10 protein-coding genes are annotated in these 13,089 nt (G+C 65.1%); 4 read left to right on the top strand and 6 right to left on the bottom strand.

Annotated elements, in window-relative coordinates:
* On the bottom strand, positions 1 to 2,778 hold the full coding sequence (locus tag BZF61_RS00255; RefSeq protein ID WP_086616634.1) for a TonB-dependent receptor: 2,778 nt from the start codon (positions 2,776 to 2,778) through the stop codon (positions 1 to 3).
* 373 nt (positions 2,779 to 3,151) lie between these two features.
* Between BZF61_RS00255 and BZF61_RS00250 the strand changes: the two genes are divergently transcribed.
* Positions 3,152 to 3,886 (top strand): DUF6445 family protein, encoded by a 735-nt coding sequence (locus BZF61_RS00250; RefSeq protein ID WP_281251516.1) that lies wholly within the window; start codon positions 3,152 to 3,154, stop codon positions 3,884 to 3,886.
* Between the two features lie 19 nt (positions 3,887 to 3,905).
* Positions 3,906 to 5,429, top strand: coding sequence for a tryptophan halogenase family protein (locus BZF61_RS00245; protein WP_086616633.1), 1,524 nt, complete (start codon positions 3,906 to 3,908; stop codon positions 5,427 to 5,429).
* 94 nt (positions 5,430 to 5,523) lie between these two features.
* On the opposite strand, the gene BZF61_RS00240 is transcribed toward BZF61_RS00245, so the two are convergent.
* Complete coding sequence (locus BZF61_RS00240) at positions 5,524 to 6,027, bottom strand: c-type cytochrome (protein ID WP_245804434.1); 504 nt, start codon at positions 6,025 to 6,027, stop codon at positions 5,524 to 5,526.
* Positions 6,028 to 6,262: 235 nt separating this feature from the next.
* On the opposite strand from BZF61_RS00240, the gene BZF61_RS00230 reads away from it, so the two are divergent.
* Positions 6,263 to 7,081 carry a DUF1499 domain-containing protein gene (locus BZF61_RS00230; RefSeq protein ID WP_245804433.1) on the top strand — a complete coding sequence of 273 codons (819 nt, stop codon included), beginning with the start codon at positions 6,263 to 6,265 and terminating at the stop codon, positions 7,079 to 7,081.
* Here the strand turns inward: BZF61_RS00230 and BZF61_RS00225 are convergent.
* The 4 genes from BZF61_RS00225 to BZF61_RS00210 all read right to left on the bottom strand — a co-directional run bounded on the left by BZF61_RS00225 (position 7,078) and on the right by BZF61_RS00210 (position 12,797).
* The gene (locus BZF61_RS00225) at positions 7,078 to 7,683 is read right to left on the bottom strand and encodes a CDP-alcohol phosphatidyltransferase family protein (protein WP_086616630.1); all 606 of its coding nucleotides are present in this window, start codon (positions 7,681 to 7,683) and stop codon (positions 7,078 to 7,080) included. The two genes, BZF61_RS00230 and BZF61_RS00225, sit on opposite strands and share 4 nt — an antisense overlap.
* Entirely contained in the window at positions 7,676 to 8,950 is a 1,275-nt protein-coding gene (locus BZF61_RS00220; RefSeq protein WP_086616629.1) for a NupC/NupG family nucleoside CNT transporter, read from the bottom strand. The genes BZF61_RS00225 and BZF61_RS00220 overlap by 8 nt, the downstream gene beginning before the upstream one ends.
* Before the next feature lie 523 nt (positions 8,951 to 9,473).
* Positions 9,474 to 11,615: an FAD-dependent oxidoreductase gene (locus tag BZF61_RS00215; RefSeq protein WP_086616628.1), complete on the bottom strand. Its 2,142-nt coding sequence runs from the start codon at positions 11,613 to 11,615 to the stop codon at positions 9,474 to 9,476.
* Between the two features lie 54 nt (positions 11,616 to 11,669).
* A complete protein-coding gene (locus BZF61_RS00210) occupies positions 11,670 to 12,797 on the bottom strand; it encodes an FAD-dependent oxidoreductase (protein ID WP_086616895.1) in 1,128 nt (375 codons plus the stop codon).
* A 110-nt stretch (positions 12,798 to 12,907) separates the two neighbouring features.
* On the opposite strand from BZF61_RS00210, the gene BZF61_RS15710 reads away from it, so the two are divergent.
* Entirely contained in the window at positions 12,908 to 13,051 is a 144-nt protein-coding gene (locus BZF61_RS15710; protein WP_158094036.1) for a hypothetical protein, read from the top strand.
* The last annotated feature ends 38 nt before the right edge of the window (positions 13,052 to 13,089 follow it).

The following is a 13,089-nucleotide window of genomic DNA, read 5'->3' as shown; positions in this document are numbered from 1 at the left end:
TCAGAAGTTCTTGCGCAAGGTGAAGTTGAAGGTGCGCCCGTAGAGTTCGTGACGGCTCGGGAAAGCTCCGACAATGTTGCCGTTGGCATCGAACAGATCGTTCTGGGTCACGAACGGCTCGTTGGTCATGTTGAACACCTCGAACAGGATGCCGACCCCGTTGAGGAAGCTGCCCGGCCTGTCGAAGGTGTACCCGATCTGCGCATCCAGAATGGTCTCCGACTGGGCGTCGGCACCCGAGAGCGAGCCGTCGAAGTTCTGCACTTCCGACAGGAAGCCGCTGCGGTGACGGGCTGCCAGCTTGGCGCGGAAGCCGTTCTTTTCGTAGAAGATGTCGCCCGACCAGGTGAGGTCCGAATAGCCCGGGATCGGGATCGGGTTGCCGTTCTGGTTCTGCACTTCGGCATCGGCATAGGTGATCGAGTAGAACCCGCCGAAGCCGTCGAGCGCGCTCGACAGGTCGCCGAAGTTCACGCGCACCGTGCCTTCGATGCCGGTGATGTTGCCGTCCGAGAAGTTGACCGGGCCGTTGAAGATCCCGACGGCCACCTCCGGGTTGGTCTGGAGGATGCCGCCCGCCCCGAAGTTCACGATCGACTGGGTCAGATCGGTCAGTTCGCTGAAGTCGATGATCCAGTCCGACAGATCCTTGTGGAACGCCGCGACGATGATCGCCGAACCGGGCGAGAAATATTTCTCGAACGAGATGTCGTAGGCGGTCGAACGGTAGGGCTGGAGCAGCGGGTTGCCCCCGCCCAGGCTGAAGCACACCAGCGAAGGCGGATTGTAGCCGACGACCTGATCCGGACGCTGATCGTTGTTGGTGTCGATACAGCTCTGGCCGTTGAAGCCGATGTTCTGGTTGGCCGTCATCTGATCAAGCCGCGCGCGGGTGATGGTCTTGGCAGCCGCGATGCGGATGAAGGTGTCGGGCATGATCTCGAAGCTGAGGTTCATGCTCGGCAGCCAATTGTCATAGCTGGTACCGACGGTGTTGGTCAGTCCGCCGCCGATCGTGCCGGTCGACTGCTGTTCGGTGTCGGCGTAACGCAGGCCGATATTGCCGCGCACCGGAACCGAGCCGAGATCGCCGTCGATATTGGCCTGAATGTAGAAATTGTGGACCTTCTCGCCCACCACCCACTGGGTGTCGAACGTCGCCTTCTCGACCAGATAGGTGCCGTCGGTCAGGAAGCGCGACGGATCGTAGGCGAGAATATCGTTGTTGAGACCGCGCGAGTTGGTCGAACCAACGATGGCGCTGGCCGGAATCGCCAGCCCGTTGCCAAAGGCCGCGGTGGGACGCAGGAAGCTTTCGTTGGAATCGAAGTTCTTCTCGCGGTCGGTATAGAGCCAGCCGAGGGTGATGTTGTCGATGAGCCCGCCGTCGAACTCCCAAAAGGCCTCGGCGCGCAGCTGGTGCAGCTCGTCCTCGATGATCGGCTGCTTGATGAAGCCGACCTGGCCCCAGCCACCCGGATCGGTGAGCAGGACGTTGGCAGGATCGGTGTAATCGAGCAGGCCGTCGATGCTGTAGGCGCCATCGCGCGCGAAATTGAAGGTCAGCGTGTCCTGCGCACCCGAACGCGCGCGGCCGGTGCCGGCATAGCTTTCATAGTCGATGTCGTTGCGATCGAGCGTCGAGTAGCCATAATCGACCAAGAAGCCGAGATTGTCGGTGACCTTCCATTCGAGGTTACCGCCGATCGCGAAGATTTCCGATTTCGAACCTTCGGTATCGGTGCGCAGGATCGGCACGACATTGGTGTAGGTCGCGCTGTCGGCGAAAGGCCCGCTGCCGGTAGCTCCGCCAAACTGCGCACCGCTCCACGAGGCGATCGGGGTTTCGGTGCCGCGGAAAATGCCCGAGTCGCTCGTGTCGGTGTAAAAGCCGTCGAGATTGAGCGAGAAATTGTCGGTCGGCTCGAACTGGAGCGTCCCGGCGACCGAGGTGCGCTCGAAACTGCGGCTGACGACGCCCTGGCGCGGGTTGTCGGCCGGGTAAATCAACCCGCCGGGCGTCCGGGCGACCTGGAACTGGTTGGTCTTGAGCTCACGGCTGATGAACTGGGTCGGGATCGACTGCACCGTGACACCGAGAGACCAGCCGAGCGTGCCGTCGGCGTTCTGGTCGATGTAGGAGGCAAAGAAGCGGTAGCCGTCATCGGCGAAGTCAGGGTTGAGCGAGCCGCTGTCGTTGATCGTATAGGTCGCCTGCGCGGTGATCTGGCGATCCTTGTAGTCGAGCGGCTTGACGGTGCGCAGGTCGACCGCGCCGGCAATGCCGATCGCGGCGAGCTGGGCATCGCCGGTCTTGTAGACCACGCCCGAGCCGATCAGTTCCGAGGGGAACTGGTCGAATTCGATACCGCGATTATTGCCCGCCGAGACGACCTCGCGCCCATTCAGAAGGGCAAGGCTGAAGTCCGGGCCGAGACCGCGGATCGAGATCTGCTGCGAACGGCCACGCACGCGCTGGGCCGTGACGCCGGGCAGGCGGGCGAGCGTGTCGGCGATCGAAAGGTCGGGCAGAAGGCCGATATCTTCCGCCGCGATGACTTCGACGATCGAAGTCGCCTTGCGCTTGGCATCGAGCGAAGTCTGGATCGAGCTGCGGATGCCGGTGACGACGATGGCATCGCCCTCGTCCTCGGCGGTGGTGGCCGGCTGCTCGGCAGCATCCTGCGCCAGCGCCGGAGCGCCGCCCGCGGCCAGCGCCAGAACGGTCGCCGCCCCGCACAGCAGACGCGCACCCACCTTGATCCCTGTGGTTTTCATCAGAACTTCCCTCCCGCAAGCGACATCAATCGTGTTCTTTTGCAGATTTTTTCATAGCGCACTCCGAGCCAGAGGTAAATCGCCAATCGCACCTCTTTGCAGGCCTTCATGAAAACCGATTTTCCTCTTTTTATATCAGATTATTAGGAAGATTTTTTGGCGACTTTCGGCGGGCTGCGAAGTGAGGTTCCAGAAATTTGTTGCCCGATTGTCACAGTTTGCAGCTCGCCGCCGCACGGAGCGCCCGGCAATCCGTCCGGCCAGTCGCCCGAGCCGCAACCAGATGGCGATGAATCGGATTTTTTATCTATGTTATTCATAGCTTTATCTATTGGCCTTGGAGGCTGACGAGGCATTTGATAGGCTCCGCCCCATGACCAAGACCCGCTCATCGCGCGCCCCCACAGCGCCAGCCGGATGGGCGATCGCCACCGACAATGTCGACATTTCGCATTTTTCTAGCCAAAATCATCGACTTGTAACGCTTCAGGGATTGCTCGCAGAGCCTGAAGAGGCGATTGCACAGGCGTTTTTGCAAAAATTTGCAAGAATCACGCCGCAATATCCCGGTCTGCGTGCGCCGCTCGATCCAGCGGTCTGCGGCTACCTGCTGGAACGGCTTTCCCCGCTGCTCGATCAATGGTTTGCAGGCGAGACCACGCAATGGGAGATGCAGGCGTGGTACTCGCTCGTGACCACCCCGCCCGCCGCGCTCGCGCCGATCCAGCGCCTGCCGCATGTCGACGGCACCGATCCGCGCCAGATCGCCATGATGCTCTACCTCCATCGCACCGGTCACGGCGGCACGGCCTTCTACCGCCACCGTTCCACTGGCCTGGAGGCGCTCACCGCCGACGACTATCCGCGCTATGCCGCCGCGCTCCGGGCCGATGTCGCCCGCACCGGCCTGCCACGGGCCGCCTACACCACCGATGGCGCGCCGCATTTTGAACGCATCCATGCGGCCCCCGGCACCTTCAACAGCGCGATTTTCTACCGCGGCAACATCCTGCACAGCGGGGTGATCGACAATGCCGCGCCGCTTGTCCCCGACCCGCGCGCGGGCCGGCTGACAATCAACGCCTTCTTCCGCCCGGCGGCGGCGTGACAGATGCAGGGGATGGACGATGGACAGGCCTGAGGTGAGGAAATTGGTGATCGTCGGCGGCGGCACCGCCGGATGGATCACCGCGGCGGCCTTTGCGCGGCTGCTCGGGCAGCGCCTGGCGATCGAGCTTATCGAGAGCGAGGCGATCGGCACGGTCGGCGTGGGCGAGGCGACGATCCCGCAGATCATCCGCCTCAATGCAATCCTCGGGCTCGACGAGCATGAATTCCTGCGGGCCACCTCGGGCACCTTCAAGCTCGGAATCGAGTTCGTCGACTGGGGCAGGCTCGGCAGCCGCTATCTCCACACCTTCGGGGACACCGGGCTGAACCTCGGCAATGTCGCCTTCCACCACTATTGGCGGCGCAGCGTCGGGAGCGGCTGCGCGGGCAAGGATCTGTGGCACTGGTCGCTCCACCAGCTGGCTGCCGATCAGGCGCGCTTCGGCAAGCTCGACAAGGTCGGCAACACCGGCATGACGGGCCTGGCCTATGCCTATCACTTCGATGCCAGCCGCTATGCCCTGTTCCTGCGGGCCTATGCCGAAGGGCGCGGGGTAACGCGCACCGAGGGGATCGTCGCGAGCGTCGAACGCGACGCGACAAGCGGCGACATCCGCACCATCACGCTGAAAGACGGCCGGCAGGTGGCAGGCGACTTCTTCATCGACTGCACCGGCTTTCGCGCCCTGCTGCTCGGCGAGACGCTGAAGGTCGGCTACGAGGACTGGTCGAAATGGCTCCCCTGCGACCGCGCGCTGGCCGTGCCAAGCGAACGCCTGCCGACGCTTGTCCCCTACACCCGCGCCACCGCCAGGGCAGCGGGCTGGCAGTGGCGCATCCCGCTCCAGCATCGCACCGGGAACGGGCACGTCTATTCCTCGGGCTTCGTCTCCGACGAGCAGGCAGCCGAGACGCTGCTGGCAGGGCTCGATACCAAGGCCCTGGGCGATCCGCGCCCGATCCGTTTCACCACCGGGCGGCGCCAGGCCTTCTGGGCGCACAACTGCGTCGCCATCGGCCTGTCGAGCGGATTTCTGGAGCCGCTCGAATCGACGAGCATCCACCTTATCCAGTCGCATGTCAGCCGGCTGATCCAGCTCTTCCCGCGCGGCGGCGATGCGACGACCATGCGCGCCGAATACAACCGGCGCTGCACCGCCGAGTTCGCGCAGATCCGCGACTTCCTGATCCTCCACTATCACCGCACCGACCGCGAGGACACCGAGTTCTGGCGTTATTGCAAGCACATGGACGTTCCCGACAGCCTCGCCCACAAGCTCGCGCTGTTCGCCGCATCAGGCCGGGTGGGTCGCGATGTCGACGATCTGTTCAAGGAAGCAAGCTGGGTGCAGGTGATGCTGGGCCAGGGCATCGTGCCGCAAGATTACGATCCGATGGCCGACCAGATAAGCGATCAGCAACTCGGCGAATTCCTTGCCAGCCTGCGCACCATCATCGAACGCAGCGTCGCCGGCCTGCCCAAGCACGAGGACTACCTCGCGCGCCACTGCCCTGCCGCGCCGCTCGACGCGGCCGCTTGAGCAGGGCCGTGGGCGGTCAACAACAACGGTCAACGACAAGGGGCGGCGTGGTTGCCCGCGCCGCCCCTGAATCTATCGCCGGAAAGCCCCGGTCCTACTTCGACTGGCTTTCGAGATAGGCCACCAGATTGGCGCGATCCTGCGCGTCCTTGATACCGGGGAAGGCCATCTTGGTGCCGGGCATGAAGCCCTTGGGATCTTCGAGATACTTGAACAGCACATCGGGGGTCCAGGTCACGCCGCTGTTCTTGTTGGCATCCGAATAGGCAAAGCCCGGAACCGAGCCCGCCTTGCGGCCGACGACCTTGTGCAGCGAGGGGCCGACACGGTTCACACCTTCATCAAGCACGTGGCACGAACGGCACAGCGCGAATACCTTCTCGCCCGCGGCCGCATCGGTGGTGAAGCTGGCATATTCGGCGCCCGCAGCCGGAGCCGGCGCCGCCGCTTCGGTCGCAGCCGGCTCGGCAGCCGCCGCAGCGGTTTCGGTGGCTTCGGGTGCCGGGGCATTGGCATCGCTGCCCGCACCGCCGCCACAAGCCGCAAGAGTCATCAGTCCCGCCAGCGCGGTCGCACCCATCAGGAAATTACGCTTCATGGTCGTTTGTCCTCTGAACAACTAAGTCCTCCCGCATCCCGGGCGGCCTTAACCCAGTTTGTCGGCCAAGAAAAGCAGGACTTCGGCGGGCTTCCCGCGCCTGACCCCTCCCATTGCCGCGGGCTTGAAACGCACAAGCGCCAAAGGGTTTCCCGCCGCTGGCACGATCCGCCAAGATGCTGCCTTCATCGCATCCTTGTTGCGCAGTCGAACCTTCACGCTAAACAGGCAGGCCATGATGCTCAAGAACCTGCCCTGGCACACCAGGATCGTGCTCGCCCTGCTGGCATTCCTGCCGCTCTACTTCGCGGTCGCCGCGTTCGGCACCAAGATCGGGATCTGGGGCTGGAAGACGGGCCTGCTCGCGCTGACCTTGGGCGGCGGGGCGATCCTGCTGGGCATCGCGGCGCTGGCTGCGCTGGTTTCGCTGATCATCGCCGCACGGGCCAACCCCCGCCGCAACGGCCCGCTGGCGATCGCGATCCTCGGCCTGCTCGTGCCCGGCGCGGGCTTCGTGCTGTTCCTGGCGGCGAGCGGCAAGGCGGCGGTCAACCCGATCCACGACATCTCGACCGACACTGCCAATCCCCCGGCCTTCTCCGCCGAAACGCTCGCCATGCGCGAGGCCGCCGGGGCCAATCCGCTCGCCGATTACCAGACCCCGCTCGGCAAGATCGCGCTGTTCAAGGACAGCGTCCCGCCCGAACTGGCGATCAAGAGCCACGCGCAGATCATCACCGATCGCAAGGATCGCCCCGCCCCGCTGCCGCTCGGCGGCGCGAGCAAGGCAGAGGGTGTGGCCGCGGTGGCAGCGGCGATGGCGCAGATGGGCTTCAAGAATATCCGCAAGGACGAGGCCGCCGGCACGGTCGAAGGCGTGGCCGAGACTTTCTGGTTCGGCTTCAAGGACGATGTCGTCGCCCGCGTGGGCGAGCAGCAGATCGATTTCCGCTCGGTCAGCCGGGTCGGGCAAAGCGATCTCGGCGCCAACACCGCGCGCATCGTCGAACTGCGCAAGCGCACCGAGACGCTGCTCGGTTCGGCCAGCCGCTAGTCGCTGAAGACGCTCACCGCCAGCGCGCTGCGCTGGAATACTGTCAGCCCGCAGAGCGCCGCATAGCCATAGGCGAGCGCTGCGAACCACGCCGGCCACAGGCACATGGCGATGAACACGGCGATGGTCTCGGTGCCCTCGGCAAGGCCGGTCGAATAGAAGAAGCTCTTCTTCCCGTGCGCTTCGGTGGTGACCCCGCGCTTGGCGGCGATCACCGCGAAGGCAAGGAAGCTCACGGCGGTCAGAATGAAGCTCGCCACCAGCACCAGCGCGGGCAGCTGGTTGGCGGGATCGCGCACACCGAAGCCCAGCGGCACGCTGACGTAAAAAGCGAAATCGGCAAGGATATCGAAATAGCCACCGAGATCGGTCGGCCCGCGCGCCCGCGCCACCGCGCCGTCGAGCCCATCGATCAACCGGTTGGCGATAATCAGCGCCAGCCCCCAGCCGATCTGGCCAAACGCGATCGCCGCCGCGCCCGCCAGCCCCAGCGCGAGGCCGGCAAAGGTCAGGGCGTTGGCGGTGACGCCCAGCCCCGCGAGGAATGCACCGGCACGGCTCAGCGGCGGGTCGATCAGCGGGCGCAGGCGCGCATCAAGCATAGCTGACCAGCCCGATCCATGCGCCCGTCATGGCGCTTGCCAGATTGCCCGAAAGCCAGCTCTTCATCCCCAGCCCCGCCGCCTCGGCGCGGCGTTCGGGGCAGAGCGTGCCGATGGTGGAAACCAGCAGGCCGACGCTGGCGAGGTTCGCCACCCCGCACAGCGCGTAGGTGACGATCAGCGTCGCTCGCGGCCCGAGCGTGCCGGCCGGCAAGGCGGCGAGTTCGAGATAGGCGACATATTCGTTGAGCACCGCCTTGGTGCCCATCAACCCGCCGGCGGCCTGCGCCTCGCTCCACGGCACGCCGAGCAGCCACATGAACGGGGCCAGCGCCCAGCCCATCAGGCGCTTCAAGGTCAGCGGCTCGCCCTCGATCAAGGGCAGCGCCGCCAGCATCGCGTCCACCAGCGCCACCAGTGCAAAGACCACGATGATCACTGCGATCACGCTGAGGAACAGCTGCATCCCGTCCATCGTGCCCTTGACGATCGCATCGATGCTGGATTCGAACGTTAGGCTTGGATCTTCCTTCTCCAGTTCGGTCGCCATGTCTTCGGCGCTGCCCGGCACCATCAGCCGCGCGATCAGCAAGGCGGCCGGAAGCGAGATAAGCGAGGCCGAGATCATGTGGCCCACCGCGTCGGGCACCCTGTCACGCAGGGTCGTGGCATAGAGAATCAGGATCGCGCCCGAGATGGTCGCCATCGTCAGGGTCATGATCTGGAACAGCTCGGAGCGCGAGACGCGGGCGAAATAGGCGCGCGTAACCAGCGGGGCCTCAACCACGCCAAGAAACAGGCTCGCCCCGCCCGACAGCCCGACCACGCCCGACACGCCAAGGCTGCGACGCAGCAGAAAGGAGAGACCGTTTACAGCTGCACGTAGCACTCCCCAGTGCCACAACAGCGCGGCGAGCGCGGAAAAGACGATCACCAGCGGCAGAATCTGGAAGGCGATCACGAGCGGCGGCTGCGCGCCCTCTTTGAGCACGAAGGGCAGCTCCGCCCCGCCGAGATAGCCGAACATATAGGCCGAGCCTTTGAGCGTCGCCGCCTCAACCGCACGCACCGCATTATTGAGGAGGCCGACCGCCGCCCACACCGGCGGCACCCGCACGATCAGCACCGCGAGCAGCCCCTGCAAGGCGAGCGCGCCCGCCATCCAGCGCCAGCCGGGGTGGCCGCGGCGGTTCTCGCTCAGCGCCCAGGCGATGCCCAGCAGCACCGCGATGCCGATCATGCCGCGGAATTGATCGAACAGCTCCAAATTCTACGCGTCCTTCTGCTCGAAAAAGCAACTCGGAGCATTGGTCGGATCTCTACGCATTATGTCGGCTTTTGCGTTCGCTGAAACGCTAGGGCGACAAAATGCGAAATTGAGATGAATATTGCGCCAACTAGAATTCCACCAATCGTGGCCGTCACTCGCAAAACTTCGCTCGTTGCACTGTCCGAGAGTGGTGACAAGGTGAGATGACCTAATGTTGAACCAACCAAGAGTAGGCCTAGCGCACCCCACCACCGCAGATTGCTAGGGTACATTCCAGCAATGACGGGCAACAGCATAGGTGGATCTATCAGTCGAGCTGCTCCGCCACCGATTAAGACTGCGGCGTCTGAGGGCGATAGAACCAATAGTATTCCAAGCACGATGAGGGCGACGATGCCGGGCCCCGCCCTTGAGATCATCAACTCTCTCACACGCTTCTCCCAAGATACCAAACGCCCGATCGTCAGTATTCGCCGAAACCATCATCGAAAGCGAGGGGGTTGTGAACTTCAATAAGCGTCTAGCCCCGCATCCAGTCGTGATAGCGCGCGACCCACTTCAGCAGACCTTCGGGCTTGTGCGCCTTCTTCCAGTTGCCCGCGGCATATTTATTGGCCTCGGCCATGGTCGGATAGGCGTGGATCGTGCCCAAGATCTTGTTGAGCCCGATGCCGTGCTTCATCGCCAGCACATATTCGGCGATGAGCTCGCCCGCCTGGGCGCCGACGATGGTGACGCCCAGCACCTTGTCCTTGCCGCCCGCCGGGGTGAGCACCTTGACGAAGCCCCGCGGCTCGCTTTCGGCAATCGCGCGATCGAGCTCGCCGATCTCGTAGCGGGTGACTTCCACTGCGATCCCCTGTTCGGCGGCCGCGCGCTCGTTGAGGCCGACGCGCGCGACTTCGGGATCGAGGAAGGTGACAGCGGGGATCACGCGGTAATCGGCCTTGAACTTCTTGAAGCTGCCGAACAGCGCGTTGACGCTGGCATACCAAGCCTGGTGGCTGGCGGTGTGGGTAAACTGGTAAGGGCCGGCGACATCGCCCGCGGCGAAGATGTTGGGGAACTGCGTCGCAAGGAATTCGTCGGTGAGGGCAGTTCTGGACGTGCCCACACCAAGCTCCTCCAGCCCGAAGCCGGTAAGCCGCGCCTTGCGCCCGACCGCGACAATCAACGTGTCGAAGGGCAGCCGCACCTCAGCCCCGCCATGTTCGGCGACCAGCACCTTGCCCTCGATCCGCACCGCCCGGTGGCCCGTATGAACGCTCACACCGTCAGCCTCGAGCACGGCTTGCGCCAGCGCCGCGACATCCGCGTCCTCGCGTCCGAGCAGGCGGTCTTCCATTTCCACCTGAGAGACTTTCGCGCCGAGCCGCGCAAGCGCCTGAGAAAGCTCGCATCCGATCGGCCCGCCGCCCAGCACCACCACCTGCGCCGGCGCGCTGTCCATTGCGGCGAAGGCCTCCCACATCGTTTCGCTGGTGAGATAGCCCGATCTCTCGATCCCGGGGATCGGCGGCACCACCGGCTCGGCACCGCTGGCGATGATGATCGAGCGGGTGGTGAGCCGCTGGGTGGTGCCATCTTCGCGCGCAATCTCCACCGTCCAAGGATCGACGATCCGCGCATGGCCCTTGACCACATCGACCCCGAGGCCGGTGAAACGCTCGATAGAATCGTGCGGCGCGATGGCCTTGATCGCCTCCTGCACCCGCGCGATCACCGCCTTGAAGGGCACCTGCGGTTCGCTGGGAACAAGGCCATACTTGTCAGCGTGGCGCATCTGATGCGCGACCTTGGCGCTCTTGATCAGCGCCTTGGACGGCACGCAGCCGGTGTTGAGGCAGTCGCCACCCATGTCCTTGGCCTCGACCAGCGTCACCTTCGCCTTGACCGTCGCGGCGATATAGGCCGACACTAGGCCCGCCGCGCCCGCGCCGATCACCACCAGATTGCGATCGAACTTCATGGGCCGCGTGAACCCGGCATAGGCCTTGCGCCGCCGCACCAGGGCGATGATCCCCTTGGCGATCCAGGGCACCAACGCCAGCAACACGAAACTGCCGATCAGCACCGGCGAGAGCAGGCCGCTGGTCGTATCGATCCGCGCCAGCTGGGTGCCGGCATTCACATAGGCGATGGTGCCAAGCAGCATCCCCAGCTGGCTCACCCAGACATAGGTCCAGGTGCGCATGCGGGTGAGGCCCATCGCCAGATTGACCATGAAGAAGGGGAACGCGGGGATCATCCGCAAGCTGAACAAATAGAATGCCCCGTCGCGCTCCAGCCCGGTATTGATCGCCTTGAGCCGCTCGCCGAAACGCGCCTCGATGCTGTCGCGCAAGACATAGCGCGCCGAGAGGAAGGCGAGCGTCGCGCCGAGCGTCGAGGCGAAGGAGACCAGCACCGTCCCCGTCACCACCCCGAACAGCGCGCCCGCGGCCAGCGTCATGAGCGCCGCACCGGGCAGCGAGGCCGCCGTCACAGCGACATAGGCAAGGAAGAATATCGCCAGCACCAGCAGCGGGTTTTCGGCATAGAACGCCTCCCACTGCGCCACCCCGGCCTTGATGCCCGCCAGCGTCAGGTAGTCGCCGAGATCGAAGGCGAAATAGGCGGCCACAACGGCGGCCAGTGCAGCGAGGATGACGAGTTTTTTCAAGGGGCCTCCCGGAGCGGCTTGCCTGACCTGTTTTCGGCCAAGGCGCACCGGCGGTCACGCCGTTACCGCCAGCCTCGCGTATTGCGCCACCCATGCTTTGTCGATTGCATGTTTCAACGCAAGCACCCAGCGGCCTTCGGCGCACAGCGGCCCGTAGCTGAGGATCGCCGAACCGTCGCCCGCGTTGATCAGGCATAGGCTCTGCCGGCGCGGGCGGTAGGTGGCCTGCGGAGCCTTGCCGCCAAGCAGCGCGCGCAGGTTCGCCGCGAGCACCGGCCCGGCCCTCACGGCATGAACCCCCGCATGGGCCAGCGTCCGATCGGCGCGCGCGGCGATGTCGCCTGCGGCCAGGATGTGCGGGTGCGAGAGCGAAGAATGACGGGCGTCGATACTCAGGAAACCGTCCGCATCGGTGGCGACGCCCGAGGCGCGCACCCAGGCGGGCGCGGCGCTGCCGGTCGCGGCGATCACCAGATCGGCTGGTTCGAGCGATGCCTGCCCCGCCATCAGCGCCCCGCGCTCGAAGCGGGCATTTGCCGCGACCACCGCAATCCCCTGCCGCGCAAGCGCCCGTAGCGCGCGGGCGCGCGCGCAGGCGGCAAAGCCGGGTAGCAGGCCTGCTGCGCCCGTCACCAGCCTCACCGCGGGGCGCTGCCCGGTACCGGCAAGGTTGCGCAGCCCGAAGGCCAGCTCCACACCCCCCGCCCCGCCGCCCACGACCACCACCCGCGCCGGCGCAGGCAGCGCGGCGATCCGTTCGACAAAGGCCGCGATCGGCCGCACTTCGATGAGCCGCGGGTCTTCTCCCAGCAGCGCCCTGCCCCGCCCCTGCCCGCCGGTGTCGAGCGAGGCGAAGTCGAAGCGGATGATCCTGCCGCTGTCGGTCGTGACATTTCGCGCCACAGGATCGAGCGCGACGCAGCGCCCCGGAACCCACTCCACCCCGGCCCGCTGCGCCAGCGCCGCCAGATCGACCAGCCCTTCGCCCTGCGCGTGCTGCCCGGCGAGCCAGCCCGGCACCATGCCCGAATAGCGCAGGCAAGGTTCGGGAGTGAGCAGCACGGTGCGTGCCCGCGGCGGCGCCCCGCGCCTGATCCAGTCGGCCAGCACCGCGACATGGGCATGGCCGCCGCCAACCAGCAACAGCGTGCGCCAAGGCGGGTCTGGGCGGGCCGAAATCATCGCAGCATCATGCCCCAAGCCTCGCGGTTCAGCTACAGGCAAGGTTGGTCCGCTAGGGGCTCGCCCAGACGCGAATGATACGCAATACTATATCATAGGTTCATATCTTCATGAATTTGCACATCTCGTCCAAGCCGGAACCGTCGGCCTGCTGGGCCATTTCTCCATTGCAGCAATCGCTGTTGCGCGCCATGCACCTGATCATCACGGGCCGGGCCTTGCCGGGCCGCACGCTGGCGCATGGGCAGGCATGATCTGGCGCAAGACCACGGATTCAGGACGGAAAGGCTGC

This window comes from Erythrobacter tepidarius (assembly GCF_002155695.1).
Lineage (GTDB): Bacteria > Pseudomonadota > Alphaproteobacteria > Sphingomonadales > Sphingomonadaceae > Erythrobacter > Erythrobacter tepidarius.
Note: the sequence above shows the minus strand (reverse complement) of the source record. Positions and strands in the feature narration are given on the sequence as shown.

Excerpts from the sequence above, each read along its gene's own strand:
- BZF61_RS00225 (WP_086616630.1), bottom strand. The coding sequence starts at position 7,683 with ATGCTTGATGCGCGCCTGCGCCCGCTGATCGACCCGCCGCTGAGCCGT.
- BZF61_RS15710 (WP_158094036.1), top strand. The coding sequence starts at position 12,908 with ATGAATTTGCACATCTCGTCCAAGCCGGAACCGTCGGCCTGCTGGGCC.
- BZF61_RS00240 (WP_245804434.1), bottom strand. The coding sequence starts at position 6,027 with ATGAAGCGTAATTTCCTGATGGGTGCGACCGCGCTGGCGGGACTGATG.
- BZF61_RS00250 (WP_281251516.1), top strand. The coding sequence starts at position 3,152 with ATGACCAAGACCCGCTCATCGCGCGCCCCCACAGCGCCAGCCGGATGG.
- BZF61_RS00245 (WP_086616633.1), top strand. The coding sequence starts at position 3,906 with ATGGACAGGCCTGAGGTGAGGAAATTGGTGATCGTCGGCGGCGGCACC.
- BZF61_RS00210 (WP_086616895.1), bottom strand. The coding sequence starts at position 12,797 with ATGATTTCGGCCCGCCCAGACCCGCCTTGGCGCACGCTGTTGCTGGTT.
- BZF61_RS00255 (WP_086616634.1), bottom strand. The coding sequence starts at position 2,778 with ATGAAAACCACAGGGATCAAGGTGGGTGCGCGTCTGCTGTGCGGGGCG.
- BZF61_RS00230 (WP_245804433.1), top strand. The coding sequence starts at position 6,263 with ATGATGCTCAAGAACCTGCCCTGGCACACCAGGATCGTGCTCGCCCTG.